The sequence below is a fragment of the Limisphaera ngatamarikiensis genome (genome assembly GCF_011044775.1).
Taxonomy (GTDB): Bacteria; Verrucomicrobiota; Verrucomicrobiia; order Limisphaerales; family Limisphaeraceae; genus Limisphaera; species Limisphaera ngatamarikiensis.
The window spans coordinates 54,075-79,615 of sequence record NZ_JAAKYA010000014.1 but is presented as its reverse complement, the minus strand read 5'-3'; the positions used below and the strand labels follow the sequence as shown (position 1 = coordinate 79,615).

Below are 25,541 nucleotides of genomic sequence, written 5' to 3'. Positions count from 1 at the left end.
CGTCCGCCTGACGGTGGCGCAACATTGTGCGGGCGGCCCGTTGCGCGGCGCGGCGGGGTGGTTTAAGGTGCCGGCGGTCGCATGGAGCGAGGGACTTCCAGGTGGATCGAGGTGCATGGGGCGGGTGAGTCGCCCACCGACCGGCTGCGGCGTCAGCTGGCGGAAGCCCGTGCGGCCCGGACGTTGGCGGAGGCGGCCCGGGACGAACGGGCCTGGCTGGATCGGTTGCGGGATGAGTTTCACCGGGTGGTGGTCTATTTGAGGCGGTACAGGGGTTTGGAGTTTCGGGGTCGGATTTTGGAGATCGGCGCGGGCGCATGCGGGTTCAGCGCGGAGCTTTCCAAGCTGCCGCAGGTGGTGGAGGTGGTGGCCACGGACGTTTCGCGGCGGCTGTTGGAGGAACTGGCGCCCCGGGTGTTTGCGCACCTGGGCGCGCGAACGGACAAGATTGTACGGGTTCCGGCCGATTACCATCGGCTTGGCTTTCCGGATGAGGCCTTCGATTTTGTGGTTTGTTCGGCGACGCTCCATGAGGCTGTGGATGTGGTGGGTGTGCTGCGTGAGGTGCGTCGAGTGCTGAAGCCCGGGGGTCGGCTGGTGGCGGTTCGGGAACCGCGGCCCGGCTGGTGGGGACGCGGCGTGGTTGCCCGGGCGGAAGCCGGTGGGGCGGAACCCCGGGTGCGACCCTACAGCCGTGCCGAGTACGAGGCCTTTTTTGCTGCGGCGGGGCTTCGGCTGTTGGAGAACCGGCTGTGGCCCGACGGCGGTTTGCGTGGATACGTCAACGGTGTATGGGAGGGTGTGACGCGGGGCGCTTACCTGTTTGTGGCGGAGCGTTCGCCGGTGCGCTCGGCCCCCGGTGTGAGGCCTCGCCGCACGAGGGTCCTTCGGGCGGGTCCGGGTTGAGCGTTGCCGCCAACCGCACCGGGATGGTGTGCTTCCTGTGGTGCTTCCCGCGGGCCTGGCTGATGCGTTGAGGACTTCGGGTCGGGGTTGGGTTCAGGCTGGTGAGGGCCCCGGTTCGCCGAGCACGGTAACCACGATCCGGCGATGACGCGGTTTGATGTCGCATTCGAGGTGGAAGATCTGCTGCCAGGTTCCCAGGACCGGGCGTCCGCCGCGGACGGGTACGGTTAAGGATGGTCCGAGCAAAGTGGCCTGCAGGTGCGAATGTGCGTTGCCGTCGTGCCAGGTTTGTTCGTGGCCGTAATGTCGTCCGGGCGGCAGGAGACGGTTGAGTTCGCGGGGCAGGTCGGCCTGTAACCCGGGTTCAAACTCGATGCTCCCTACCGCGGCGGTGCTTCCGATGTTGAAGATGTGGACCACCCCGGTCTGAATGCCGGAACGGGCCACGATATCGCTGACCTGCGCGGTCAGGTCGTGCATTTGCCCGGCTCGTGTGGTGTGCAGTTGGATTTCCTCTTGGTGGACCATGGGCGTGAATTGTAGCGCGGGGTCTGTTTCGGGACGAGAGTCGGGCGCGGGGGTGAATGGCTATTGATTTTGGGACTGCGCTGCTGCGGCAGGTGCCAGCTGCGTGTATGCCTCGAAGAACCGACGCGCCATGGTGGCAGGGGAGAGATAGTCGCGCATGCGGCGGAGGGTGTCGGGGTCCACTTCACCCCGGCGGAATTGGGGATGTTGGAGTGCGTGCCGGAGGGCGTGGAGGAGTGAATCCACGTTGCCGGGCTCGAACAACACACCGTTTTTTTCGGGCAGGACATAGTCGGGAATCCCGCCCACGCGGGCGCCGACGACGGGGACACCGGCCACGACGGCTTCCTTCACGGAATTGGGGCTGACGTCCACGCGGGTGGGACTGATCAGGAGCGTGGCCCGGCTCAGCTCTTCTGCCACTTCATCCAGGGTGAGACCGGAGCGGAAACGGATTCGTTCCCAGAAGGTTTCGGGGAACCGGGTTTTCAGGGCTTGGGCCCAGGAGCCGGTGGCAGCGCCGATGTGGACCAGTTCCCAGGGCTGTTCCCCGGGCAGGCGGCTTAACGCGTCCAGCAGGAGGTCCGTCCCTTTGGCGAAGTGAAATCGGCCGTTGACCACGATCCGGATCCGATCGGCCGGTGGGCGTCGAACGACCTGGTGGAACACGGGGTCCGGTGCATGTTCGATTTGCAGGATCCGGCGCGGGGCGAAGTGGTCCCTGACGAACGCGACGGCGAAACGGGACTCCGTGGTGACGAGTGGGGCACGGGACAAACTGCGCCGTTCCAGCCAGGCGGCCATGCGATTGTAAACGGGTGCGTTGGGTACCACCTGGCAGTACCAGGTCATAAGTCCCTGGACGGTTACCAGGTAGGCATACGGCAGTCGGGCTGCAATCAACGCGGCTCCGTTTTCAGTTCCCCAGGCGTGGACAAGGTCCGGTTGCAACCTGCGGAGGCATCGGCGCACGAGCCAGGTGTCGTACCAGAAGAGTGTGGGGGCGCGCAGTCCCCCGATGGTTCGAATGCAATGGAACGTGGCCGGGGCGATCTGGAAGGTGCAGGAACGGGGGAATTGTTTGCGGAGCGCAAGGATGTGGAGTTCCACGCCCGGATTCTGGTCCTGCCAGGCGCGGAAGAGGACCCGTTGCCAGGAGGCGGGGTGATGTCGTGGCATGGCCCGAAAGTCCGGCGGCGCTTCGGGCAGCCATTCCACGGGAAAGTAGGAGATCCAGGCGACTTTCAACGGGCGACCGGGCATGGGCGATGGGGAGTTTCCGACGATGCTCCCTGAACAGGGTGCGACGGTTCGGCCGGGGCTGTTGTCCTTGCCGGGGTCAGGTCTGTGGGATAGAAGGTGCGCATGACATTGGCCGGCAAGAAAAACCCGGTGCGGCTGCTGGGTCAAGCGTTGCGATGCTGGTGGCGGTTGCGGGACACGGGGGCCTTTACCTGGGGGGATGCGTGGATGAACTGGCGTCAGTGGTTGTGGCCGGGCCGATGGATGATGCGCCGGGCGGCTGCGCGTCTGCCGCAGCTGGCTCGGGCCGAGCTGGCGGAGCCGGGGGTGTACCGCGTGACGGTCGACCCTTTGGGGGTGAGGGTGTACTGGGCCGGGCAATGGAACGCGAACGTGTACCATGCCATTGCGCAGGAGTGCGATCCGGGGCATCCGCACTGCTACACAACGCCGCCCATTGAATTGGACGGGCAGGGCGTGGTGGTGGACGTGGGGGCGTGCGAGGGTTTGTTTGCGTGCCGGGTGTTGCGGCAGGGTCTGGCGGCGCGGGTGATTGCGTTTGAACCCTCGGCGCGCACGGCGGGGTACCTGCGGCGTGCGGCGGAGGAAAACGGAGTGGCCGATCGCCTGGTGGTGGAGGTCAGGGCTGTTACGGCCCGCTCGGGGCGCGTCCCCTGGGTGGAGGGAGACGCGCCGGAGGCGAATCGGATTGGCGCGGATGCGGACGGGGCAAACGCAACCGAGGTGGAGGCGGTGAGTCTGGATGATTATTGTCGGGCGCGGGGGCTGCGGCTGGGGCCGTGGGACCTGATCAAGATCGATGCGGAGGGGGCGGACCTGGATGTGTTGCGCGGGGCGGAACGTTTGTTACGGGAGGGTGCGCCGCAGGTTGCGGTGACCACGTATCATGTGGAGTCGCATGCCCGGGAGATTTGGGAGTATTTGCGGCGTGTGCAGCCGGCGTATCGGTTTCGGATCAAGGGCCTGTGGCTGTTCGGCCCTGTGCGGTTCTGGGGTGGGGCACGGTTGCGACCGGTGTTGTTGCAGGCGGCGGTACCGGTGGAACGGCGCCCGCCGCGGGATGGGGCCGGTTCAGGGGCCGGGTCGGGGCACGCGCCGTGCGGTTCAGGGGTTGCCGAACAGGTCCAGTTGGGTTGAAGGGGGCATCTGCCGGAGTTTTTCGCGGTCCCGGCGCGCGGGGGTGCGGGTTTTGGGGGTGCCGTCCGGATTGAGCTCGGCTTCCTCGAGATTTGCCAGGATGACCCGGGCACGATCCAGCACGGGCTGGGGCACTCCGGCGAGCCGGGCGACGTGGATGCCGTAGCTTTTGTCGGTGGCGCCCTCGACGATTTTGTGGAGGAAGATGATTTGATCGCGCCATTCGCGGACGGCCACGTTGTAGTTTTTGAGCCGGGGCAGGCGTGCGGCCAGCTCGGTCAGTTCGTGGTAATGGGTGGCGAAGAGGGTCTTGGCGCCGATCTGGTTGTGGATGAACTCAACGATGCTCCAGGCGAGACTGAGGCCGTCGAAGGTGCTGGTGCCGCGACCGACTTCGTCGAGCACGATCAGGCTGCGGGCGGTGGCGTGATGGAGGATGTGGGCGGTTTCGGTCATCTCGACCATGAAGGTGCTCTGGCCGCGGGCGAGGTCGTCGGCTGCACCGATCCGGGTGAAGATCCGGTCCACGAGGTCGATGCGGGCGCTTCGGGCGGGGACGAACGAGCCCACGTGGGCCATCAGGACGAGGAGAGCGACCTGCCGGATGTAGGTGCTTTTGCCGGCCATGTTGGGCCCGGTGATGAGGGCGATTTGCGGGGGGCGTGGCTCGGCGGGGGCGGTGCTGGCGTGGGGTTCCGTCTCTGCGACGGAGCCGGATACGGCCGGCCCACTGGCCAACCAGGTGTCGTTGGGCACAAATCGCTCGTCCAGGAGGGTTTGTTCCAGGACGGGATGTCGGCCGTCGCGGATCTCGAGGAGACCCTCGTCCCGGACGACGGGTCGGCAGTATTGGTGGAGCCGTGCGGTTTCGGCCAGGCCGGCCAGGGCGTCTGCCCGGGCCAGGGCGGCGGCGGCCTCCTGGAGCGGGGCCAGCCGGGCCAGGACCCGTTCCCGGATTTGTTGGAATAGTTCGTATTCGAGTTTGGTGCTGCCCTCTTCGGCGCCGAGGATTTTGGTTTCGATTTCCTTGAGTTCCGGGGTGATGAAACGTTCGCCGTTGGCGATGGTTTGTTTGCGCTGGTAGTGGGGGGGCACGCGGTCGAGGTTGGCGCGGGTAACCTCGATATAGTAGCCGAACACGGAGTTGTAGCGCACTTTCAGCGACGCGATACCGGTGCGCTGGATTTCCTCGGCCTGGTAGCGTGCGATCCAGTCCTTGCCTTCGCGCATGGCGCGCCGGAGTTCATCGAGGGCGGGGTCGAACCCGTCGCGGATCAGGCCGCCCTCTTTGACCGACAGGGGCGGGTCGTCCACGATGGCACGCCTGATGAGGTCGGCCAGGTCGGGGAAGGTGTGAATCTGATCGGCCAGTTGCTGGAGGAGGACGGACCGCGGGCTGGAAGGCTCGGAAAGGGCGGGCAGGGGGGCATGGGGAGGGGGTGCCTCGGCCAGGGATTGGAGGAGCTGTTTGAGGCCGGGCATTTGTTCCAGGGCAAACCGCAACGCCACCAGGTCGCGGGCATTGGCGTTTCCGGTGCTGAGCCGGCCCAGGATGCGTTCGAGGTCGCGGACTTCGGCCAGCTGTTGTCGGAACCGTTCCAGCAGTTCCGGATTGTCGAGGAATGTCTGGATGGCGTCCTGGCGCTGGTGGATGGGTTCGAGGGTGGCCAGCGGTTGGGAGAGCCAGTCGCGAAGACGGCGCGCGCCCATGGGGGTGACGGTGCGGTTGAGGGCGCCGTAGAGGGAGGCGTTGCGGGGGGCATCGCGGTGCAGCGGTTCGAGGACTTCGAGGTGACGCAACGTGGCGGCGTCGAGGACCAGGTGGTCACCGCGGTGGTAGAAGGAGAGGTGGGTGAGGTTTCGGAGGTCGCGGCGGAGGTGTTGGGTGAGGTAGTGCACCACGGCGCCGGCGGCACCGATGGCTCGGGGCCGGCCCTTCAGTCCGAATCCGTCCAGCGTGGCAACGCGGAAATGCTCGCGGAGGGTGTATTGGGCCGTGTCCGGGCTGAAGGCCCAGTCCTCGTAGGGGTTGACCACCCAGCCGAACCGTGGGGAACGGCGGTGCTGGGGTTCGGCGGATCCGGACGGGTCGGCCGGCGGGTGATTCCCGGCGACACGCCCTTCGAGGAGCAGGGAGTGAAGGGTGGTGGCCCCGGCCGGGTGAATGATCTCCGCGGGTCGGAGTCGCTCGAGCTCGGTCTGCAGGGCCTGATCATCCTCGAGCTCGGTGGCACGGAATTCGCCGGTGCTCAGATCCACCACGGCCAGGCCGTAACCGCTGCTGCCCGGGTTGACCGCGGCCAGGAAGTTGTTCTGCTCCTGGGGCAACAGTCGTTCGTCCCAATGGGTCCCCGGGGTGAGAATGGCGGTGACTTCGCGTTTGACGAGTTTACCGGGTCTGGCTTCCTCGAGTTGGTCGCAGAGAGCGACCTTGTAGCCGGCACGCAACAGGCGGCCGACGTAGGCGGAGGCGGCGTGGTAAGGGAGGCCGCACATGGGGACGCCGTTGCGGCGGGTCAGGGCCAGGCCGAGGATGCGGGCCCCGACCTGGGCGTCTTCGAAGAACATCTCGTAGAAATCGCCCAACCGGAACAGGAGCAGTGCGTCCCGGGGCAGTTCGCCTTTGATCCGGCGATACTGCGCCATCATGGGCGTGAGTGTTTTGGTGTCCGACATCCCGGGCGATTGTCGAGGGGGGAAGGTTTTCGGGCAAGCCCCGGACCGGGTGGGTCTGCCGATGAAAGGGTCAGTGGGACTACCGGTGGGGCGGTGGGATCACCGGATAGCCGGTGGGCTAACGGCCGCCGGCTGGCGCGAGCCGGGGCGGTGGTAACAGTGCTGCGGAAGGGATTCAGCGGTTTTCGGTGCGTGGTGCGTTGGGGGTCTCGGGTTCCCACGGCACGACCCATTTGTAGATGGTGTGGGAGCCGTAGACGAAGCGGCTTTCGCGGTCGTTGACCTCCCGTCCGGTGGGCGGGTCGATGTTCATGCGGTAAACGAGGACCGGCTTGGCGCCGCGCATGTCGAAGTCGTGGGAGACGATGCGGGATCCGGGTTTCATTTTGGCCAGCTGGGGCATGAGTCGCACGTTGAGTTCGGGCAGCAGGTAAAGGGTCACGACCGTGGCTTCGCTCAGGTCCAGCGTGAAGATGTCGGCCTGTTTGATGGTAACGAGGTGTTCAACCTTGTTGGAGCGGACGTTTTCGCGGGCTTCCCGGACGCGCTGGGGATCGATGTCGAACCCGACGGCCCTGACCCCGTATTTTTTGGCGGCGGTGACCACGATGCGTCCATCGCCGCAGCCGAGGTCGTACACCACGTCGCCCGGTTTGATCTCCGCCAGTTCGAGCATTTTTTCCACGACCGGCATGGGTGTGGGCACGTAGATGACGTCGGGTTCGCGGGGCGGTTCGGTGAGGTCATTGGTCTGCGCGGGGAGTGGGAGAACGACCGCCAGGGTGAGAAGCAGGCAGAGCCAGAGCCGGGTCCACACGGTCCAACGCGTTTTCATACGGGGCATGTCCTACCCCCAATTGGAGCCGATGGCAACTCTGAAGCCGGTGATAGCGGATGGGGGCGGGCAAACGACCCCGCCCTTCCCGGTTCCGGCTCTGCGGTCCAGCGCGGGTTGATGATTCCGGACGAACGTCCGAGGTGAGGCGATGGCGGCTTTACGAGCGTTTCGGATCGTTGGGTGGGGGATCCATGGGTCCCGGGGCGTGCGAGGTTTGTCTCGTTTCGGGTCGTTGGGAAAACGATTTGACCTGTTGGAATCGCGGTTCGCACCATGGGGCATGCTGCGAAACTCAACCAGGGTGTTTTGGTGGGAGCGAGGCCTTGTCGGTGTTCCGGGTGCTTTTCGTGTCGGGCTGCGGCCGGGCTGGATGGGTGTTTGGGTGGGGTTGGCGTTGTGTTGTTCGGGTTTGGAACGGGGACAGGCGACGCAGCCGGGTGGTCGGGATGTGGAGTCGCGGGTGGAGGGGTTGCTGCGCCAGATGACGTTGGAGGAGAAGCTCGGGCAGATGACGCAGGTGGACCTCGGGGCGTTGAAGGAACGGGAGGATTTGTGGCGGCTGGGGTTGGGCTCGGTGTTGTGCGGGGGGAACACCGATCCCGAGGACAACACCCCGACCACGTGGCGGCGGACGGTGTTGGAGTGCCAGCGCCTTGCGTTGCAGAGTCGGCTGAAGATTCCGTTGTTGTTTGGCGTGGACGCCGTGCACGGCCACAACAATGTGCTGGGGGCGGTGATTTTTCCGCACCAGATTGGCCTGGGCGCCACACGGAATCCGGGATTGGTGGAATGGGCGGCGCGGGTCACGGCAGAGGAGATGTTGGCCACGGGCATCCATTGGGCGTTTGCGCCGTGCGTGGCGGTGGCGCGCGATCCGCGCTGGGGTCGCACTTATGAGAGCTACAGTGATGACCCGGCGTTGGTGGGTGAGTTGGGGGCGGCTGCCATTCGCGGGATCCAGGGCGGGGCGGTCCGGCGGGGTTACCGTGCCCTTGCGTGCGCGAAACATTATGCAGGGGACGGTGGCACCACCCAGGGGGTGGACCAGGGCAACACCGAATGCGATGAGGCGACCTTCCGGAGACTGCACCTGGCGCCGTATCGGGAGGCGGTGCGCGCCGGCGTGGGGTCGGTGATGGCCTCCTACAGCAGTTGGAACGGGGTTAAGCTGCATGGCCATCGGTACCTGTTGACGGAGGTTTTGCAGGGCGAGCTGGGCTTTGACGGTTTCGTGGTGTCGGATTGGGCGGCCATTGACCAGTTGCATCCGAACTACAAGGAGGCGATTGCGCTGGCGATCAACGCAGGGGTGGACATGGCCATGATCCCGAACGGTCCGGGGCAGGCCAACAACTATCGCGAGTTCGTCCGGTTCCTGGAAGAGCTGGTGCGGGAAGGGCGGGTACCGGAATCACGGATCGACGACGCGGTGCGGCGGATTTTGCGGGCGAAGGTCCGGCTGGGCCTGTTTGAACGGCCTTTTACGGATGAGGGTTTGTTGCAACGGCTCGGCAGTCCGGAACATCGTGCCGTGGCGCGGGTGTGTGTTCAGCAATCGCTGGTGCTCTTGAAGAACGAGAGGCGGGTTCTGCCATTGTCGTCGAAAGCGCGGCGGATTCATGTGGTTGGGCCGGGAGCTGACGATTTGGGGATGCAGTGCGGCGGGTGGACCATTTCGTGGCAGGGCAGTACCGGGGCGGTCACGCCCGGTGGCACCACCCTGTTGAGGGCGTTGCGTCGGGCGGTGCCGGCCGGGGTGGAGGTCTCTTACAGTGCCGACGGTGCGGACGACATGGCAGCCGCGGCGGCGGATGTAATTGTCGTGGTGGTGGCGGAGAAGCCTTACGCGGAGATGATGGGGGACCGGAAGGAATTGAGTGTGGCGGAGGAAGATCGGGCCCGGGTACACAAGGCGCGGGCGACCGGCAAACCGGTGGTGACGATTCTGTACTCGGGCCGGCCGTTGATTTTGGGGTCGGTGTGGGAGGATAGCGACGCGGTGGTGGCCGCCTGGCTGCCGGGCACGGAGGGGGACGGGATTGCCGATGTGTTGTTGGGGAAGGTGGAGCCCGTGGGTCGGTTGCCGCGGGTCTGGCCTCGGGACAACCAGCGGTTGAGCACCGACCAGGCCGAGGCGGACCCGCTGCTGCCACGGGGTTACGGACTGGGGTATTCCATGCGACGCCGCTGAGGCGGGCATGACGCGGCTCGGGTTCATGCCAGCCGGACTTGCCACCGTACCGACCGACCCCGCAGACTTGCAGATTATGAGGAGACTCAAAAGGGGGGTCACGGTGATGCTATGGTGTTGGGTGTGGCTGCTATGGGGACTGGTCGCACAGGCGGCCGAGTCCGCACCCGCCACGGGTTCCGACACCAATGCAGCCGCGCCTCCGCCGGCGCCACGGAAACCCAACATCCTGTTGATTGTTGCGGATGACCTGGGCTACGGCGACCTGGGCTGTTACGGTTCGACGAAGATCCAGACACCCAACCTCGACCGTCTGGCGGCAGAGGGGATTCGGTTTACGCAGTTTTATGCGGGGAGCACCGTTTGCGCGCCGGCCCGGGCGGCCATCATGTTGGGGCAGCACACGGGTCATTTGCGCATCCGTGGGAACCGACGTGGCGTGACGCTGTCGCCGGGGGATGTGACGCTGGCGGAGGTGCTGCGGTCGGCCGGTTATCACACCGGTTTGATCGGCAAGTGGGGGTTGGCGGAGGAGAACACGCCCGGCGTACCGTGGAAGAAGGGGTTTGACGAGTTTGTCGGATACCTCGACAACCGTCACGCACACGACTATTACACGACGTACCTCTGGCGCTACGATCCCCGGGCCGGCTACGAGGGCCGGGTGACCCTGATGGAAAACTTCGCCGGGGCGCGCCGTCTTTACATTCCGGATCTTTGCACCAAGGCGGCCACGAACTTCATCCGCATCAACAAGCCGGAATGGTACAAGGGCTACCGACCTTTCTTCCTGATGCTCTGCTACACCATTCCGCACGCCAACAATGAGGAAGGGGCCCGGACGGGCAACGGGATGCAGGTCCCCAGTGACGCTCCGTATTCGGATCGGCCCTGGCCGCAGCCGGAGAAGAACAAGGCCGCCATGATCACGCGCATGGATGCCGACATCGGGCGCATTTTGGATCTCTTGAAGGCGACCGGGCAGGAGGAGAACACCATTGTGATCTTCACCAGTGACAACGGGCCGCATCGGGAGGGCGGGGTGGACCCGGCGTTTTTGGGCAGTTCGGGTCCGTTCCGGGGGATCAAGCGGGACCTGTACGAGGGCGGGATTCGCGTTCCGATGATTGTGCGTTGGCCGTTGCGGATCCGTCCGGGCCAGGTCAGCGATTTTGTGTGGGCACACTGGGATTTGTTGCCGACGCTGGCGGAGGCTGCGGGGACCAACGCCCCGCCGGGCCTGGACGGCATTTCCGTGTTCCCTTTGTGGGTGGGTGCGGAGCAGACCAACCGGCACGAGTATCTGTACTGGGAATTCCACGAGCGGGGTTTTCAGCAGGCCCTGCGGTGGGGGGATTGGAAGGCGGTGAGGCCCGGGTACGGGCAAGCCCTGGAGTTGTATGATCTGAGCGCCGATCCGGGCGAGAAGCGCAACGTGGCGAACGAGCACCCGGAGGTGGTGGCGCAGATCGAAAAGTTCCTGGCCGAGGCCCGGGTGGATTCTCCGGAATGGCCGGTGTCCACGTCGGCGCCGCCGGCCCGGATACAGTCGGGCGAACGTCCCGAACAGCCTTCGAGGTCCGGGCCGGGGTCCTGACGTGGCCGTGCGGCGAGGTGCACCATGGATGCGCAGCAGCAAGGTATGCACGGGGTCCGGCGGGCCAGTCCGGGCCGGCAGAGAACGGTGGTACGGTGGTACGGATGGCTTGGCGGGTGGGTGGTGGGCCTGGCTGTGTCGGTGCAAGGCCAGGTGTTGACTCCCTTGATGTTAAACGGGCCGTTGTCGAACCGGGTGAACCTGGTTGTGTTGGCCGAGGGTTACACGGCTGCGCAGGCAGGCCAGTTTTTGCAGGATGCCACGAACCTGGTGGAGACATTCTTCGGGTCCGAACCGTACCGGACCTATCGGGGGCACTTTAATGCCTCGGCCATTTTTGTGGCTTCGGCGGAATCGGGCTCGGATCATCCCACCACCGGGGGACCTTACCGCAACACGTATTTCAACAGCGCATACGAGTTCTACGACTATGTGATCACCATTCCGCCCAACGGACTGGATCCGGACCCGGCGCATGGGGTGGGGAAGGTGGAGGCCCTGCTCAGTGCCCTGATGCCCGAGGCGGACATCGTGATCCTGCTGGTGAACGACATCCAGCCGGGCGGTTCTTCGGGTGTGGGCGGCCCGGCGGGTCGGAGCAATCGTCTGCCGATCATCACGGCGCTGAACCCTTTCCCGCCCTATTCGGACATTGTGGTGCACGAGTCGGGTCATTTCTTCGCCGGGCTGGTGGACGAATACACGAACCCTTATCCCGGCTATACGCCGGTGGAAGCGCCCAATGCAACGCGCGAGACCGACCGGGACCGGATCCCATGGAAGGCGTGGATTGATCCCGCCACTCCGGTTCCGACGCCGAATGACTGGATCTGGTGGGACGTGGTGGGATTGTTCGAGGGCGCGCAGTACCAGGCCACCGGGTGGTACCGTCCGAAATATGACTGCAAGATGCGCACCTTGGGGGTGCCGTTTTGCGAGGTGTGCCGCGAACAGATCATTCGCAGCATTTACGAGAAGGTACGCCCCTGGGACGAGGCGCGGCCGGCGGCGGACACGGTGGTTTGGGATGCCGCAAGGCCGTTGTTGTTTGAGGTGGACCTAGTCCGGCCGCTGGAAGAGACGTTGATCGTGGAGTGGTTCACCAACGGGGTTGCCGTGGCGGGTGTCGACGAACCGCGACTGGAAATTGCGCCGGGTGGGTTGGGGAATGGCCGGAACAACGTTACGGTCACGGTGACGGATGCCACGCCCTGGGTGCGGACGGAGCCGCGAGGGCGGTTGCGGGCCTTGCGGACCTGGCAGGTGGATGTGGCGCCGCCCGTGGTCCGGATTACGGGCGTGACCAAAACCGCCGGGGGCAACCTCCGTTTTACCGTTGAGGGGCCGGGCGCTGGCCGGGTGGTGCTCGAGCAGTCGGGCGACTTGATCCAGTGGCAGCCGGTGTGGACCAACACGGCATGGACCGGTCGTTGGGACGTGACCAACCGTCCGCCATCGGGTGAGCGGGCTTTCTATCGTGCGGTGTGGTCGCCGTAGGGTGTGCCGGTGCGGCGGCAGGCTTCAGAATTCGAACGGTGGGTTGAATTTTCCGCACTGGGAGCAGCGGGACAGGTCCACATCGGGGTCGTCCGTGTAGACGTAACCACAGTTTTGGCAGCGGAAAATCCGGTCCCGGGCTGCGGGAGGTTCAAATCGCCGCCGTCGCATCTCCGTGTAGACGGTGAGGATGAGCAGACCTCCCAGCAGGAGCAGCACGTAGGCGAGGATGAGTTCGTGTGCGAGCATGGCGGGTTCCTGCATCAGCCCGGACCCTCCGGCTGTTGGGGTGGCGGCAGCGTTTGCCACTGGAAGATCAGGATCCCTCGAATCGGTTCGGCGGGAGATGGTGTCTGCGTGGTGGGTCGGTTGGGAAAGTCGAACTCGAGCTGTTGAGCGGTGGCGAGGGCGTACTGGTCGGCGGGCTCCCATCCGGAGGAGGTGACCAGCACGGCACTGAGGACGCGACCGGAAGGCTCCACCAGCACGCGGACGACGGTGTTGGTCAACAGGTCGGGGGCTGCCCAACCGGGCAATGAGGGTGGTGGGGTCCGCGGCCGGACTGGCTCATCCCAGTCTGTCAGGCTGAGCCGTGAGGGGCGGTCGGTCAGGGGCGAGCGCGGGACGAGGCCACCGGTTTGGGGTGGCGGCTGGACTCGGATGGCCATGGGCGAGGGGTTCCAACCCCGGGGGACCCAGGTGTTTTGAAAGGACTGTGCCACGCGGGCTGCCGTGGGGACCAGGAACCTCGGTGGTTCCAAGGGAATGGTGGGCTGGTAGGTGACCTCCGGCAACCGCATCCAAGCCGGTCCGGAAAAACTTTGGGGATGCCCCTGAACAAACAGTGTGGGATCCAACAACGGCCAGAGCGCCGTGATCTGTGGATCGGCCAGGGTCCATTCCGGTACACGATCCGGCTGGCGTGTCGGCAGACGTTGGTGTGCGCCGAACCACCAGAGCCCGGCCGCGTGCGCCGCAAGCAGGCTCACCAAGACGGCTGTCCAACGCCGGGTCGACCAACCCGAAGGAATCGAGCCAGCCATGTTCATGACCGGGGCGAAACGGTGGAGGTGAACGGTTCCGGCGACCGGGAATCCGCCGGTTGCGTGGCCAGTAGGGCCCGGCTCAGCCCCGCTTGTCGGGCCAGCAAGGCCAGGCGGACCAGGGTTTCGTAGGGCGTGCGACGGTCGGCGTGGATGAGCAGGGCGGGGGGCCGGGCGTACTGGCGCGCCTCGGTCTGCAATTGATGGAGCAATGCGGATTCGTCCACGACCTGGTTGCGGAAATAAAACCGGCTTTCACGGTCCACGGCCACCGGTAGCACGGGCTCATCCAAACCGGGCAGGTCGGCGGCTGCCGGCAACTCCAACCGGACTCCCGGCGTCGGGACCAGGGGCAGCAACAGGATGAAGAGCAAAACCAGCATCAGCGTGCCGGTCCAGGCCGCCACATCCCACTGTCCGGTAAACGGCTTGACGGTGACAGGGAACCTCATGACGGATCGGTCTTCCCGTTGGCTTCGGTGACGATGTGGACGATTTCGGCCGCGGCGCGTTCCATGTCCACCACCAGGGCGTGCACGCGACTGACCAGGTAGTTGTAGGCGGCATAGGCAGGGATGGAAATGCCCACGCCCAGGCCCATGCAGATGAGGGCGCGCCAGACGCCGCCTGCCACCTGGGTGACATGCGCGTACAACCCCTGCTGTTCCAGCTGGGCAAACACGTCCATCAAACCGAGGATCGTCCCGAACAGCCCCAACAACGGCGCCAGGTGACAGAGCGTGGCCAGCAGGTTCAGTCGACGTTCCAGGGGCGGAACCTCCGCCAGGCCGGCCTCCTCCACGGCTTCCCGCACACGGTCGCGGCCCTGGTCCCGGCTCAGGATGGCTGCCTTGACCACCCGCGGTACCGGTCCCGGGGTGGCGTCGCAGATGGCGATGGCTTCCATGACATTGGCCCGTTTGAGCACGGTGCGGATGCCGTTCAGGAACTCCGCCACGTTGATCTGGGCCCGGTGCAAATGCAATGCCCGCTCCAGAAACACCGTTAGAGCCACCACGGCCAGCAGGAGCAGCAGCACCGCCACGGGGCCGCCCTGTTTGAGGATCATCGGTACCACGGCGTCCTTATACGGCGCGGGCCCGCCGGTTCAAAGCCGAAACTCCGGGCGGTCCCGAGGCCAGATCGGGGACCCTGCCGCGGACCGGCTCGGCACCGGAGCGGCATGGGCGACGGCGAACGGCGTTGCGCCCGCCCGCTGCCGGACTACATTCGTGACGTGACTGAGGTAATGCCCCTGGATGACCTGTTGCAGAAGGTGTGGGATGGCGGGCGGATCACGCCGGAAGAGGCTCGTCAGCTTTATCAGCTGCCGCTTCATGAGCTGGGTGCCCTGGCCGACCGCCGGCGTCAACTGGCCAAGGCCCGGGCCTACGGCGGGCGGGGCGCCGAGATCGTCACCTACATTATCGACCGCAACATCAATTACACCAACGTTTGCAACGTGTATTGCAAGTTTTGCGCCTTTTACCGAACCGAAAAGGCGCCGGACGCCTACGTCCTCTCGATGGAGGAGCTGGATCGCAAAATCGAGGAAACCCTGGCCCTGGGCGGCACCCAGATCCTCCTGCAGGGCGGGCATCACCCCGGGCTGCCCAAACAGTGGTACCTGGACATGCTCCACCACATCCACAGCCGGTTCCCGCAAATCAACATCCACGGGTTCAGCCCGCCGGAATTCATTCATTTCCAGAAGGTCTTCGACGAGCCGGTGGAACAGATTCTGAAGGACTTTCGCGCCGCCGGGCTGGGTTCAATCCCCGGCGGGGGGGCGGAAATCCTAGTGGATCGGGTGCGGCGGCGCATCGCCCCGTTGAAGGCCACCGCCGACGAATGGTTGCATGTGATGGAAACGGCGCATCAACTGGGGCTCTGTTCCACCGCCACCATGATGTTCGGCCATGTGGAAACGCTGGAGGATCGAATTGAACACTGGGAACGACTCCGACAGCTGCAGGATCGTTCCCTGGCCAGGGCCGGAACCCGGCGTGCCACGGGGCCGGACGCCACCAGCGGAGGATATTTCACCGCGTTCATTGGCTGGACGTTTCAGCCCGACAATACCCGGCTGCGGTTGCCACGGGTCGGCGGCGTTGAATACCTGCGCACGCAGGCCCTGGCCCGGATTTACCTCGACAATTTCGAAAACGTGCAGAGCTCCTGGGTGACCCAGGGACCCGAAGTGGGCCAGATGGCCCTGCAATTTGGTGCCAATGACCTGGGCAGCATCATGATCGAGGAAAACGTCGTCCGGCAGGCGGGCGCCTCCTTCCGCATGACGGTGGCGGAAATGCATCGGTTGATTCGCGATCTCGGTTACGAGCCCCGCCAGCGCGACAACTGGTATCGCCTGGTCAACTGAGCCGGCTCTGGCGCGGATGCCTCCCCGGGGAGCGGTCCCGGAATTACGGCATGAGTACGATCGAGTACCCGGACCGTCATCGGTTGCTGGCCGCCCTTGGCTGGATGGAGCTGGGTCGGCCGGATGAGGCGGAGCGCGAACTGGAACCTTTGTTGCGGCGCCCACAGCCGCATCCGGACGTATTGGAACTGCAGTGGTCCATCCTCGCCGCCCAACAGCGGTGGGCCGAGGCTGTGACGGTGGCGGAAGCACTGGTGCGGCTGGTGCCCGATCGCGCCAGTGGGTGGTTGCATCGGGCGTACGCGTTGCGTCGGGCGCCGCAGGGAGGCCTAGAAAAGGCGTGGGCGGCTCTTCTGCCGGCTGCAGCTCATTTTCCGCGCGAACTGCTGGTGGCGTACAACCTCTCCTGTTACGCCTGCCAGATGGGGCGTTTGGACGAGGCCCGCCAATGGTTGCGCCGCGCCTTCGAACTGGGCGACCGGGACGAGGTCAAGCAGATGGCCCTTCAGGATCCCGATCTGGAGCCGCTCCGTTCGGAGGTGGAGCAGTGGTAGGGCCGGTGCGGTCGGTGGCGGCGGGATAACCGGCGTGAAAGGCGCAGACCGTCACGACGGCAAACGGGGCCAGCAACAGTGCCAGCGTTGCCTCCTCCACGTGCCCCACGCAGGCCAGCAAAAGCAGACCGTTCCAGACCACCCAGAGCAAAAACGCGCGCAGTGGCGGCAGGCGCGGGTGGGGGTGCTTGTCGAGTAGGGCGGGCAGGGCGGCCGCCAGCGCGATGAGATGCCCCACCCACCAGCCCGGCAACGGGTCCAGGACAAGTCCCTGCAGGCGCCAGCGCGGCTCCACCCACGTGTACCATCCCAGGTGGCCACGGGCGACCGTGTCGGCCAGCCATTGCGGCCACAGGGCCAATGTGGCGGTCAAGACGAGATTGCGGATCCCCGGGGCACGGCCGGGCCGCGCCCGCGCCATCCACCACAGGGTGGCCACCCGGGCGCTCAAGAGGCTCAACGGCCAAACCAGGGCCAGGAGTGCCAATCGGACGGGTTCGGAAATCATGGGGTGGGGCGTGAATGCCTTTCGGCCCAAGGGCCAGCCGGTCTGCAGATTCCACTGTTCGATGACCGCCCCGACCACCGCCATCACGGTGGCTGCCAGCATCAGGTTCTGCCAGGGCAACCAGGGACGGTTGCGAGGCGGCGGCGGACTGGTTTCTGGCTTCGATTCGGGCATGGCCGTTGTGTTCTCTTCTTCCGTGGATGGACCGGTCGGACGAGTTTTGCGAGCTCCGGCCCACTCGCGGTTCCCTTTGAACCGGCGGCCGAGATTGTCTCGGCGACGGGCTGACGACTACACTGCGGTTCGTGATCCGCAACATTATTCTGGACTGGTCGGGGACCCTGGTGGACGACCTGCCGGCGGTGTGGGAGGCCACGAACCGGGTGCTGGAACGCGCCGGACGACCCACGCTGACCCTGGACCGGTTCCGGGCCGAATTCTGTCTACCGTTCGTCCGGTTCTATGAACGGCACACACCGGAGATCCCCTTGTCCACGCTGGAACAATGGTTTCACGAGCATTTCGGGCCGGCGCAGGATTCGGTGGTGGCGCTGCCTCATGCCCGCGCGTTTTTGGAGTTTTGTCGCACGCACGGCGTGCGGACCTTCGTCCTGAGCACGGTGAAACGGGAATACTACGAGCAGCAGGCGGCGCGAACCGGGCTGGGCCCTCTGCTGGGGCCGGCGTATGTGGAGGCCCGGGACAAGCGCGAATGGATCGGGCGGCTTCTGCGGGAGCAGGGTCTGGACCCCCGGGAGACGATTTTCGTGGGCGACATGGAACATGATGTGGAGACTGCGCGGCACGGCGGGGTTGGTTCCTGCGCGGTTTTGACCGGTTACAATACCCTGGCACAATTGCGGGCGGCGCGACCGGACTGGATCGCCGAGCACCTCGGGGAACTGCAGGCGCTGTTGCACGTGGGGCGATTTGCATGGCCACCTGAACCCGGGACCGGTCAGGGGCCGGTTGTCACGGTGGGCGGACTGGTCCTGAATGATCGGGACGAGGTGTTGCTGGTGCGCACCCCCAAGTGGTCGCATCGTTGGGGGATGCCGGGGGGCAAGGTGCGTCAGGGCGAAAGCTGCGAGGCCGCCCTGCGCCGTGAACTGTTGGAGGAAACGGGCCTGAATGTGGTCGAGGTCCGTTGGGTGGAGATGCAGGAGTGCGTGAACCCGCCGGAGTTTTACCGGCCCGCACATTTTTTGTTGCTGACCTATGTCTGCCGTGTGCACGGGCCGGCCGAGGTGCGGCTCAACGAGGAGGGTTGCGCGTGGCGGTGGGTGCCGTTGACCTCGGCGCTGGCCGAGGACCTGAACGAGCCGACCCGGCGACTGATCCAGCGCGTGCTGCAGGGGGTGTTGCCCGGGTTGGGAAGGGTTCCAGCAGGTGAGCCCTCGGCCATTCGAGACTGAAAGGGTTCAACATGCTCAGCGTTTCGATCGTGGATCTGGAGGTTTTTTACCGGGTGGGCGTGAGCGAGGCGGAGCGGGCCCATCCCCAGCGGTTGCTGGTGAGTTTGGAGATGGAGCCCGCCGACCTGCGGGCCACGGTGACCGATGACCTCGCTCACACGATCGATTACCACGCGGTGTCGCGGGATCTGCTCGGGTTTGGTGAGGGCAGGAGCTGGGCCCTGCTGGAGAAACTGGCGGCGGACCTGGCCGGCCATGTGTTGCAACGCTATCGTCCGGCCGCGGTCACCGTGGAAATCAAAAAGTTCGTGTTGCCCGAGGCCCGCCACGTAGCCGTGCGGCTGCGGCGGACCCTGCCCGAGATCGGCGCACCTCAGCCCGGGTAACCGCCGGTGATGTAGGTCTCCAAGTGTCGGATGGTGGCGCTTTGCTGGTTGATGACCCAGTTCACCAGGTCGCCGATCGATACGATCCCCACCACCTTTTGATTCTCCACCACCGGCAGATGGCGGATGCGGTGTTCGGTCATCAGCCGCAGCCCGTCCTCCACGGAATGCTCCGGCGTCACGCAAATCACCCGGTCCGACAGGATCTCTCGCACGCGGGTGTCCTTGGAGGATCGACCCCGCAGGGCCACCTTCCGCGTGTAATCCCGCTCCGAAAAAATGCCGACCAATCGGTCCCCGTCCATGACCAGCAAGGCGCCCACGTTCTTTTCAGCCAGTTTTTCGATGGCTTCAAACACGGTGGCGTCCGGGGCGATGGTCCACACCTGGTGACCCTTGTGCTTCAGAACGTCGCGGATGGTTCCGGTGCATTGGATCATGGCTTGTCCTCGTGAGCATGAGTGACGCTTTTGGTGTCCGGCCGGACCGACCCCCGGCCCGGTGCCGAGCTTTGAGTTCAATCTAATGCCGATCGAGCCGGCTGCCTACAGAAAACTCCGTGTCGGCCGTGAAAAAGTCGAACGCCCGGGGCCGGGGCCCGACCCCTCTTCATCCCTGCGTCACAAGCAGAAACCGGTGACCGGCCCTGGATTCCGGGAGGGCCGGAGTCGCATCGGGTTGCGGGTCCGGGCCCCGCGTCCCCTGCGCCGGGGTTCACCGGAGGTGGGTGCGCCGGGCCTGTGGACCGGCCGGCCCGTCGGGGCTGCAAGCGCCATTCCACTTGTCAGTCGGCGTGTGAGGGCTTGATATGCGCCAGTTCCTCATTGGTGAGGGCGTTGAACACCCGGAACTCCTCGATGTGCAGGCTCGGGTCGGCGCGGAAGGTCAGCTTGCCGAAATACCGTTTCTCCAGCTCAATGAGCAGTTTTTCGTCCTCCGTGCGCAGCCGTTCGAAGACCTGGGGGTGGACGAGGATACGCAGTTGAAAGTCGGACTCGTCCCGCGGGCGGCGTCGGAGGATCTCGGTGATCTTGCGCTGGATTTCCACGCTCATGCTCAATGGGGTCTTGACCTTGCCGCGTCCGCGGCAGTAGGGGCAATCATCGTAGATGGCCGCCTGGACGCTCTCCGTATGTCGCTGGCGGGTCATTTCCATCAGGCCGAGCTGGGAGATGGGCAGCACATGGGTCTTGGCCCGGTCGCGTTTGAGCCCCTCCTTGATTCGTTGGTAGACGGCCTGCTGATCCCGCCGGGATTTCATGTCGATGAAGTCCAGCACGATGATCCCGCCCATGTTGCGGAGCCGCAGTTGGCGCACGATTTCGTCGGCCGCCTCGAGGTTGGTGCGGAGGATGGTGGATTCCTGGTCCTTGCCCCCGAGCTTGTGCCGGCCGGTGTTGACGTCGATGGCCACCAGCGCCTCGGTTTCGTCCACCACGATGTAGCCGCCGCTTTTGAGATGGACCACGCGGGCGAAGGCGGTTTCCAGTTGTTTGGTGATGCCGAACCGGTCGAAGATGGGCACCGGATCGGTGTAGAGCTTGACCTTGTTGACCGAACGGCGCGAGATCCGGCCGATCAGTTCCCGGATGCGCTGTTCGGCCTTGGCGTCATCGACCACGATGCGTTCCACGTCGTCGGTGAGAAAGTCCCGCACGGTTCGTTCAATCAGGTCGGGTTCCTGGAACACGCAGGCGGGTGTGGGCAGGGTGCGGCATCGTTCTTCGATCTGCCGCCACTCCTCCAGCAGCCAGGCCAGATCCCGGACGAAATACCGCTTTTGCTGACCCTCGCCCGCGGTCCGCATGATCACGCCCATGCCCTCCGGGATGTTGAGCTCCCGCAGGATCTTCTTGAGTCGCTGTCGTTCCTGGGGGTTCTCGATCTTGCGCGAGATGCCGCATTGGTCGTTGTAGGGCAACAGCACCAGGAACCGGCCCGGCAGGACCAGGTTTGTGGTCACACGCGGCCCCTTGTTGCCGATCGGCCCCTTTGTGACCTGGACAATGATTTCGCTGCCGGGCGGGTAGAGTCGTGGCACGTCCTTTTGCGTGATGCGCGGGCGCTCCCGTTTCCGGCCCTCCCGTTCCACGATCTCCACCCCGCTGTCGAGGGGGTTGGGCACGATGTCCCAGTAATGGAGGAAGGCATTTTTTTCGAAGCCGATGTCCACGAAGGCGGCCTTCAACCCGTCCTCCAGGTTGCGGACCCGGCCCTTGAAGATGCTGCCGACCAACCGTTCCTCGGAGGTGCGCTCGATGTTGAATTCCTCCAGCTGGCCGTTTTCCAGGAGGGCCACCCGCGTTTCCAGGGCTTCCACGTTGATGATGATTTCCTTGTGGACCTTGGGCGCCGGTTTGAGGAGTCGCTGGACCTTTTGGACGATCTTGTCCGCCATGGCCCGGAGCGATTCCACAAAGCCCTGCGGCGGTGGCTCCACCGGGATCGGTTCGTACTCCTTTTCCTCCTCCACCCGTTCGGGCACCTCCGGATGGGGCTCGCGAAACTCGCCGCCGGGTGCCGTGGGGGTTGCTTCTGCGGGTTCGCCCTCCGGGGGCAGGCCATAGGCCACGTTTTGCGCCTGTTCAATCTCCTGTTCATGCCGTTTGTCGAACAGGCGCTCGGGTTCGACCGAGGGCGAGGTGGCGGCAGCCCGGGCGTCCCGGGCCTCCGCCTGTGCCTTCGGCGAGACCGCTCCCAAACCTCCAGCCGGCCGGAATCGCAGGCTCCGGCGCCGACGCGAAAAGCTACGCTCGCTCATGTTGGATATCCTCGACCGTGTGAGTGCACGTTTTGCATCAAGCCCGCCGCGATCAACGAGACGACCACCGAAGACCCGCCGTACGACAGCAGCGGCAGCGGTACGCCCGTCACGGGCATGAGCCTTATGTTCATGCCGATATTGATGAAGACCTGGCTGAACAGGAGCGTTACCACGCCCACCACGATCAGCCGACCCAGGCGATCGCGTGCCTGGCGGGCGATGTGCAGACCGCGCAGCAACATCACCCCGTACAGCGTGAGAACCGTCACGCTGCCCACGAAACCCTTCTCCTCGGCAATCACGGAGAAGATAAAGTCATTGTGCGCCGCCGTTCGCGGCAGGAAGCCCAGGGCAATCTGGGTTCCCTGACCCCAACCCTTGCCCCACCAGCCACCCGATCCCACCGCAATCAGCGCCTGGCGCACCTGATACGACCGCGCCTCCTGGAGCGCCCGCGCCCGTTGTCGTTCCTCCGGGGTGGCGTCCGGCGGCGCAAAATCCCGTCCAAAATACACGAGAATCCGCTGACGTTGGTACTCTTCCAAGGGGATCTGCCAACGGGGCGGGGCAAACAGCAGGTTGGCCACCAGACAAATCGCACCCAGGGCACAACCCACCACGAGCCGCCGCAAATACACTTCCGGCACCTCGGCCGCCCACAGCATGGCCAGGGCCGTGGGCCAGAGCAGCAGAGCCGTCCCCAGGTCCGGCTCTCGCAGGATCAGCACAAAAGGCAACGCCGTCAGACCGAGCGCCCGCCAGAAAACCGCCGGCTGACGCAGTTCCTCCCGCGGTCGGCTCAGGAAATGAGCCAGCATCAGAATCAGCACCAGCTTGGCGAACTCGGACGGTTGCACCTGGACCGGCCCCAGGTCCAGCCACCGCCGGGCGCCGAACCTTACGGCCCCAATCCCGGGCACCAGCACCAGGACCAGGACCAGTATCATGCCCACGTACACCACCGGCGACCACCGGGCCAGAACCCGATAGTCCACACTGCAGAGGGCTGCGGCACAGGCCCCGCCCACCACATACCAGATCCCCTGACGCACCCAGCTCCGCTGCCAGAACGGTACGCGGTTCAGTTCCTCGGCCGCCAGGGTGGAACTGGCCACAAACGCCAGACCCAACAGGACCAGACCCGCCACCGCAACCCAGAGGGTGGCGTCCACGCGCGACGGCCCGGGCTGGAGCTGGGGGTCGTTCATCCGGCCAGATTCATTGCCAGTTCCTGATCAGGGGCGGCGCCGGTCTGTTGGAGCGCCCGGAACACCTCGCGCGCCACCGGGGCGCAGGTGGATCCGCCGCTACCCCCGTCCTCCACCATCACGGCCACCACGAACCGGGGCCGTTCATACGGGGCAAACCCCACAAACCACGTTGTGTACCCTCGCAACCGGCCCTGGGCGTCCATCACCTGGGCGGTGCCGGTCTTCCCGCAGACGCGGAACCCCGGCAACGCCGCGGCACGGCCGGTTCCCTCGGGATCCTCGGTATCGGCGAGCATGGCCGAGTGCAATTCCCGGAGGTGATCCGGGCGGAGGGTTACGGTCCGCCGGATCTGCCCAGCGGGGAACCGGCGTACCACCCGGGAGAACTGCCCCTCGGAGGTTTCCAGACGGTCGACCAGCCGCGGCTCCAGCAAATGCCCGCCGTTGGCCAGAGCCGCAAATACCAGGGCCATTTGCAGCGGAGTCACCGCGACCGGGCCCTGGCCGATGCACAGGTTGGCCGTGTCACCGTCCCGCCAGCCGGGCGAGCGCACCTCGGCCAGCGACGGAAATACACCGGGCGCTTCCTGACGGGTGGGCAGCCCGATCCGCTGACCGAGTCCCAGTTGTGTGCCGAGCTGCACCAGACGCTCCACCACGCCGGGTTGCAGTCCCCAGTGCACAAAGTAGCTGTTGCTGGACCGGATCAACGCACGGCGCAGGTCATACTCGCCCGGGGGCGCCGTATCCCGGATTTTGCGCCGGCCCACGTAAATACAACCGCGATCCGGCCGGGCCGGATCCGGCTGCACGGTGAATCGCGCCCGCGGGTCCAATCCGCAGTCCAGAGCCGCCAGGGCCACCAACGGTTTCAGGATGGAGCCCGGGGCGTAATGCTCCTGTGTCGCGCGGTTGATCTGGGGTCGCAGCTGGGGGTCCCTCATGCGATCGTATTCGCCGGGCGGAAAACCGAGGACGAAATGATTGGGATTCGGCGCTGGCAGCGATGCCAGGGCCAGCACGTCGCCCGTGGTGACGTCCAAAGCCACCACGGCGGCGCGCACCTGTGCGCCCACCCGCAGCAGTGCCTGTTCGGCCGCCTTTTGCACGCGCAGGTCCACCGTGAGTACCACATCCCAGCCGGGCACGGCCGGATTCCAGACCCGCTCGGACTGTTTGTACCCGAGGTTGTTGACGAGCACCGACTTGGCCCCGGCCCGGCCCCGCAGTTCGCGATCAAACCCGGCTTCGATACCCACGGCACCGCGATAGTCGGGCAGCCGGTACGAGTAGTACGCATCCTCGCCCTCGACCGACCGGTCGTCGCGAACCAGGTAACCGATCAGATGGCTGGCCGTGGCCTGATGGGGGTAAAGCCGCAGCGGCAACACTTCCAGGTCGGCCCCCGGTGGCAAATCACCCGCCTCCGCCAACCGCGCCACGTGCTCCGGCTGCAGGTTCATGGCCACGGGAAAGGGAAGGGCCAGTTGCTCCAGATAATGCCGGCGGAACCGCTCCGGATCGAAGGGGAGGGACTGTCCCAGCAACCGGCCCAGCCGGACCACGGCATTGCTCGCCACCCGGATCCTGGCGGTCCACTGGAGCTGGTCCAGATCCGCCCGACTTAACCGGACCGCCTGGGTCACCACCGTTGACCTGCCCAGGAACCGGCTGAGGCCGGCCTGGCTCACCACCTGCACAGGTCGGAGCCGCGCGTACTCGGCGCGGAATTCGGGACTCAACTCTTCCAGATACAGACCCAGATTGAAGGAGGGCTGGCTGTCGGCCAGTACAACGCCGTTGCGGTCGAGAATCCGTCCGCGCACGGCCGGAATCCGCACCGTCCTCACGGCCTGGATTTCTTGCTGGCTCTGGTAGGTGCGCCGCGAGGCCACCTGAACCCACCACAACCCGGCCAGCAGCACCGCCAGACCGGCCAGCACCACTTGCGTCAGGCCCCGCAGGGCCCGGTCATCATGTTGTGCTGGATCCAACAACTGGATGGCCATCAATACCTTCCCCTACGGATTTCCCGGTCGGGCCGGAACGCCGTTGGACCGGCGGGGCGGTGCCCCAACCACCGCTCCGCGCCGGCAAACAGCCGGAACAGCAACGGCGTGCAAACAGCGGAACTCACAGCCAGAACCGCCCAGGGCACCAGCGTGCCCCAACCGAGCAACGGTTCCCGTCCCAACGTCAACAGGAGCAAGATCGTCAGCCCTGGCACAAGCGCTCCGGCCAGCAGGCCCAGCATGAACTGGGCAAACGGCTCGTCCCGCAACAAGAGTTCGCGTCGAAAGTGCAGGATCAACCCCGCGCACATCAGCGGCAGACAACTGGTACCCGGAGGGTTGGCCGACACCGTGTCCAGCATCAACCCTCCCCACAACGCCAACAGGAACACGTTCAGCAATGACGTGCGCAACGCCGCATAGACCATCAACGCCGGCAGCAGGTCTGGTTGTGTTCCGACCCACGGTTTGGGCCACGGCAGCGCCGCTGCCAGGAACACGGACAACCATGCCAAACCCAACGTCCCCAAGATTTGAACCTGGCTCACCATGCGTTGTCAGGGGCTACAAGTTCCGGTGCCGGATCCGGCCGGCGTCGGGCGCGGGTCCGGCTCCGAACCTGCTGCTTCATCAAG

General features: G+C 65.5%; 23 protein-coding genes. 9 read left to right on the top strand and 14 right to left on the bottom strand.

All coding sequences use genetic code 11. The annotated features are described in order from the left end of the window. The first annotated feature begins 81 nt into the window (after positions 1 to 81). The gene (locus G4L39_RS02785; protein ID WP_165105732.1) at positions 82 to 906 is read left to right on the top strand and encodes a class I SAM-dependent methyltransferase; all 825 of its coding nucleotides are present in this window, start codon (positions 82 to 84) and stop codon (positions 904 to 906) included. Positions 907 to 999: 93 nt separating this feature from the next. On the opposite strand, the gene G4L39_RS02780 is transcribed toward G4L39_RS02785, so the two are convergent. Then, on the bottom strand, positions 1,000 to 1,434 hold the full coding sequence (locus tag G4L39_RS02780) for a secondary thiamine-phosphate synthase enzyme YjbQ (RefSeq protein WP_165105730.1): 435 nt from the start codon (positions 1,432 to 1,434) through the stop codon (positions 1,000 to 1,002). A 60-nt stretch (positions 1,435 to 1,494) separates the two neighbouring features. Next, positions 1,495 to 2,697, bottom strand: a complete 1,203-nt coding sequence (locus tag G4L39_RS02775; RefSeq protein ID WP_165105729.1) for a glycosyltransferase family 4 protein — start codon at positions 2,695 to 2,697, stop codon at positions 1,495 to 1,497. A gap of 102 nt (positions 2,698 to 2,799) precedes the next feature. On the opposite strand from G4L39_RS02775, the gene G4L39_RS02770 reads away from it, so the two are divergent. Further along, a complete protein-coding gene (locus tag G4L39_RS02770) occupies positions 2,800 to 3,834 on the top strand; it encodes an FkbM family methyltransferase (protein WP_165105727.1) in 1,035 nt (344 codons plus the stop codon). On the opposite strand, the gene mutS is transcribed toward G4L39_RS02770, so the two are convergent. Next, entirely contained in the window at positions 3,802 to 6,510 is a 2,709-nt protein-coding gene (mutS, locus tag G4L39_RS02765) for a DNA mismatch repair protein MutS (RefSeq protein ID WP_205880735.1), read from the bottom strand. The two genes, G4L39_RS02770 and mutS, sit on opposite strands and share 33 nt — an antisense overlap. Positions 6,511 to 6,685: 175 nt before the next feature. Further along, positions 6,686 to 7,345: an SAM-dependent methyltransferase gene (locus G4L39_RS02760; RefSeq protein ID WP_205880734.1), complete on the bottom strand. Its 660-nt coding sequence runs from the start codon at positions 7,343 to 7,345 to the stop codon at positions 6,686 to 6,688. 373 nt (positions 7,346 to 7,718) lie between these two features. Between G4L39_RS02760 and G4L39_RS02755 the strand changes: the two genes are divergently transcribed. From G4L39_RS02755 to G4L39_RS02745, 3 genes are all read left to right on the top strand, one after another. Continuing rightward, a complete protein-coding gene (locus G4L39_RS02755; RefSeq protein WP_165105724.1) occupies positions 7,719 to 9,539 on the top strand; it encodes a glycoside hydrolase family 3 protein in 1,821 nt (606 codons plus the stop codon). 106 nt (positions 9,540 to 9,645) lie between these two features. After that, a complete protein-coding gene (locus G4L39_RS02750) occupies positions 9,646 to 11,136 on the top strand; it encodes an arylsulfatase (RefSeq protein WP_165105723.1) in 1,491 nt (496 codons plus the stop codon). Between the two features lie 24 nt (positions 11,137 to 11,160). Then, positions 11,161 to 12,633, top strand: coding sequence for a M64 family metallopeptidase (locus tag G4L39_RS02745; protein WP_205880733.1), 1,473 nt, complete (start codon positions 11,161 to 11,163; stop codon positions 12,631 to 12,633). 24 nt (positions 12,634 to 12,657) lie between these two features. Here G4L39_RS02745 and G4L39_RS02740 read toward each other — a convergent pair whose 3' ends face one another. From G4L39_RS02740 to G4L39_RS02725, 4 genes are read right to left on the bottom strand one after another with little or no spacing between them, the layout of a single operon-like run. Further along, positions 12,658 to 12,882, bottom strand: a complete 225-nt coding sequence (locus tag G4L39_RS02740) for a hypothetical protein (protein WP_165105719.1) — start codon at positions 12,880 to 12,882, stop codon at positions 12,658 to 12,660. Positions 12,883 to 12,896: 14 nt separating this feature from the next. Beyond that, positions 12,897 to 13,682, bottom strand: coding sequence for an energy transducer TonB family protein (locus G4L39_RS02735; RefSeq protein ID WP_165105718.1), 786 nt, complete (start codon positions 13,680 to 13,682; stop codon positions 12,897 to 12,899). Continuing rightward, positions 13,679 to 14,128, bottom strand: coding sequence for an ExbD/TolR family protein (locus tag G4L39_RS02730; protein WP_165105716.1), 450 nt, complete (start codon positions 14,126 to 14,128; stop codon positions 13,679 to 13,681). The genes G4L39_RS02735 and G4L39_RS02730 overlap by 4 nt, the downstream gene beginning before the upstream one ends. Next, a complete protein-coding gene (locus G4L39_RS02725; protein WP_205880742.1) occupies positions 14,125 to 14,745 on the bottom strand; it encodes a MotA/TolQ/ExbB proton channel family protein in 621 nt (206 codons plus the stop codon). Before G4L39_RS02725 ends, G4L39_RS02730 begins: the two co-directional genes overlap by 4 nt. Before the next feature lie 180 nt (positions 14,746 to 14,925). On the opposite strand from G4L39_RS02725, the gene mqnC reads away from it, so the two are divergent. Continuing rightward, on the top strand, positions 14,926 to 16,056 hold the full coding sequence (gene mqnC, locus G4L39_RS02720) for a cyclic dehypoxanthinyl futalosine synthase (RefSeq protein ID WP_165105804.1): 1,131 nt from the start codon (positions 14,926 to 14,928) through the stop codon (positions 16,054 to 16,056). 50 nt (positions 16,057 to 16,106) lie between these two features. After that, positions 16,107 to 16,610 (top strand): TPR end-of-group domain-containing protein, encoded by a 504-nt coding sequence (locus tag G4L39_RS02715; RefSeq protein WP_165105713.1) that lies wholly within the window; start codon positions 16,107 to 16,109, stop codon positions 16,608 to 16,610. Here G4L39_RS02715 and G4L39_RS02710 read toward each other — a convergent pair. Next, positions 16,546 to 17,292: a hypothetical protein gene (locus tag G4L39_RS02710; RefSeq protein ID WP_165105711.1), complete on the bottom strand. Its 747-nt coding sequence runs from the start codon at positions 17,290 to 17,292 to the stop codon at positions 16,546 to 16,548. The genes G4L39_RS02715 and G4L39_RS02710 overlap by 65 nt on opposite strands. 131 nt (positions 17,293 to 17,423) lie before the next feature. On the opposite strand from G4L39_RS02710, the gene G4L39_RS02705 reads away from it, so the two are divergent. Together G4L39_RS02705 and G4L39_RS02700 are read left to right on the top strand one after the other, a co-directional pair. Then, on the top strand, positions 17,424 to 18,533 hold the full coding sequence (locus G4L39_RS02705; protein WP_165105709.1) for an NUDIX domain-containing protein: 1,110 nt from the start codon (positions 17,424 to 17,426) through the stop codon (positions 18,531 to 18,533). A gap of 11 nt (positions 18,534 to 18,544) precedes the next feature. Beyond that, the gene (locus G4L39_RS02700; RefSeq protein ID WP_165105708.1) at positions 18,545 to 18,919 is read left to right on the top strand and encodes a dihydroneopterin aldolase; all 375 of its coding nucleotides are present in this window, start codon (positions 18,545 to 18,547) and stop codon (positions 18,917 to 18,919) included. Here G4L39_RS02700 and G4L39_RS02695 read toward each other — a convergent pair. From G4L39_RS02695 to G4L39_RS02675, 5 genes are all read right to left on the bottom strand, one after another. Next, positions 18,907 to 19,359 carry a CBS domain-containing protein gene (locus G4L39_RS02695; RefSeq protein WP_165105706.1) on the bottom strand — a complete coding sequence of 151 codons (453 nt, stop codon included), beginning with the start codon at positions 19,357 to 19,359 and terminating at the stop codon, positions 18,907 to 18,909. The two genes, G4L39_RS02700 and G4L39_RS02695, sit on opposite strands and share 13 nt — an antisense overlap. Positions 19,360 to 19,703: 344 nt before the next feature. After that, on the bottom strand, positions 19,704 to 21,680 hold the full coding sequence (locus G4L39_RS02690) for an Rne/Rng family ribonuclease (RefSeq protein WP_165105705.1): 1,977 nt from the start codon (positions 21,678 to 21,680) through the stop codon (positions 19,704 to 19,706). Beyond that, positions 21,677 to 22,891, bottom strand: a complete 1,215-nt coding sequence (rodA, locus tag G4L39_RS02685) for a rod shape-determining protein RodA (RefSeq protein WP_165105703.1) — start codon at positions 22,889 to 22,891, stop codon at positions 21,677 to 21,679. Before rodA ends, G4L39_RS02690 begins: the two co-directional genes overlap by 4 nt. Further along, a complete protein-coding gene (locus G4L39_RS02680; RefSeq protein WP_165105702.1) occupies positions 22,888 to 24,903 on the bottom strand; it encodes a penicillin-binding transpeptidase domain-containing protein in 2,016 nt (671 codons plus the stop codon). Before G4L39_RS02680 ends, rodA begins: the two co-directional genes overlap by 4 nt. Further along, on the bottom strand, positions 24,903 to 25,454 hold the full coding sequence (locus G4L39_RS02675) for a hypothetical protein (RefSeq protein ID WP_205880732.1): 552 nt from the start codon (positions 25,452 to 25,454) through the stop codon (positions 24,903 to 24,905). Before G4L39_RS02675 ends, G4L39_RS02680 begins: the two co-directional genes overlap by 1 nt. Positions 25,455 to 25,541: the final 87 nt, after the last annotated feature.

Excerpts from the sequence above, each read along its gene's own strand:
- G4L39_RS02690 (WP_165105705.1), bottom strand. The coding sequence starts at position 21,680 with ATGAGCGAGCGTAGCTTTTCGCGTCGGCGCCGGAGCCTGCGATTCCGG.
- G4L39_RS02760 (WP_205880734.1), bottom strand. The coding sequence starts at position 7,345 with ATGAAAACGCGTTGGACCGTGTGGACCCGGCTCTGGCTCTGCCTGCTT.
- G4L39_RS02725 (WP_205880742.1), bottom strand. The coding sequence starts at position 14,745 with ATGATCCTCAAACAGGGCGGCCCCGTGGCGGTGCTGCTGCTCCTGCTG.
- mutS (WP_205880735.1), bottom strand. The coding sequence starts at position 6,510 with ATGTCGGACACCAAAACACTCACGCCCATGATGGCGCAGTATCGCCGG.
- G4L39_RS02755 (WP_165105724.1), top strand. The coding sequence starts at position 7,719 with ATGGGTGTTTGGGTGGGGTTGGCGTTGTGTTGTTCGGGTTTGGAACGG.
- rodA (WP_165105703.1), bottom strand. The coding sequence starts at position 22,891 with ATGAACGACCCCCAGCTCCAGCCCGGGCCGTCGCGCGTGGACGCCACC.
- G4L39_RS02740 (WP_165105719.1), bottom strand. The coding sequence starts at position 12,882 with ATGCTCGCACACGAACTCATCCTCGCCTACGTGCTGCTCCTGCTGGGA.
- mqnC (WP_165105804.1), top strand. The coding sequence starts at position 14,926 with ATGCCCCTGGATGACCTGTTGCAGAAGGTGTGGGATGGCGGGCGGATC.
- G4L39_RS02745 (WP_205880733.1), top strand. The coding sequence starts at position 11,161 with ATGGATGCGCAGCAGCAAGGTATGCACGGGGTCCGGCGGGCCAGTCCG.
- G4L39_RS02700 (WP_165105708.1), top strand. The coding sequence starts at position 18,545 with ATGCTCAGCGTTTCGATCGTGGATCTGGAGGTTTTTTACCGGGTGGGC.
- G4L39_RS02750 (WP_165105723.1), top strand. The coding sequence starts at position 9,646 with ATGCTATGGTGTTGGGTGTGGCTGCTATGGGGACTGGTCGCACAGGCG.
- G4L39_RS02785 (WP_165105732.1), top strand. The coding sequence starts at position 82 with ATGGAGCGAGGGACTTCCAGGTGGATCGAGGTGCATGGGGCGGGTGAG.
- G4L39_RS02695 (WP_165105706.1), bottom strand. The coding sequence starts at position 19,359 with ATGATCCAATGCACCGGAACCATCCGCGACGTTCTGAAGCACAAGGGT.
- G4L39_RS02735 (WP_165105718.1), bottom strand. The coding sequence starts at position 13,682 with ATGAACATGGCTGGCTCGATTCCTTCGGGTTGGTCGACCCGGCGTTGG.
- G4L39_RS02780 (WP_165105730.1), bottom strand. The coding sequence starts at position 1,434 with ATGGTCCACCAAGAGGAAATCCAACTGCACACCACACGAGCCGGGCAA.
- G4L39_RS02775 (WP_165105729.1), bottom strand. The coding sequence starts at position 2,697 with ATGCCCGGTCGCCCGTTGAAAGTCGCCTGGATCTCCTACTTTCCCGTG.
- G4L39_RS02730 (WP_165105716.1), bottom strand. The coding sequence starts at position 14,128 with ATGAGGTTCCCTGTCACCGTCAAGCCGTTTACCGGACAGTGGGATGTG.
- G4L39_RS02770 (WP_165105727.1), top strand. The coding sequence starts at position 2,800 with ATGACATTGGCCGGCAAGAAAAACCCGGTGCGGCTGCTGGGTCAAGCG.
- G4L39_RS02680 (WP_165105702.1), bottom strand. The coding sequence starts at position 24,903 with ATGGCCATCCAGTTGTTGGATCCAGCACAACATGATGACCGGGCCCTG.
- G4L39_RS02710 (WP_165105711.1), bottom strand. The coding sequence starts at position 17,292 with ATGCCCGAATCGAAGCCAGAAACCAGTCCGCCGCCGCCTCGCAACCGT.
- G4L39_RS02715 (WP_165105713.1), top strand. The coding sequence starts at position 16,107 with ATGAGTACGATCGAGTACCCGGACCGTCATCGGTTGCTGGCCGCCCTT.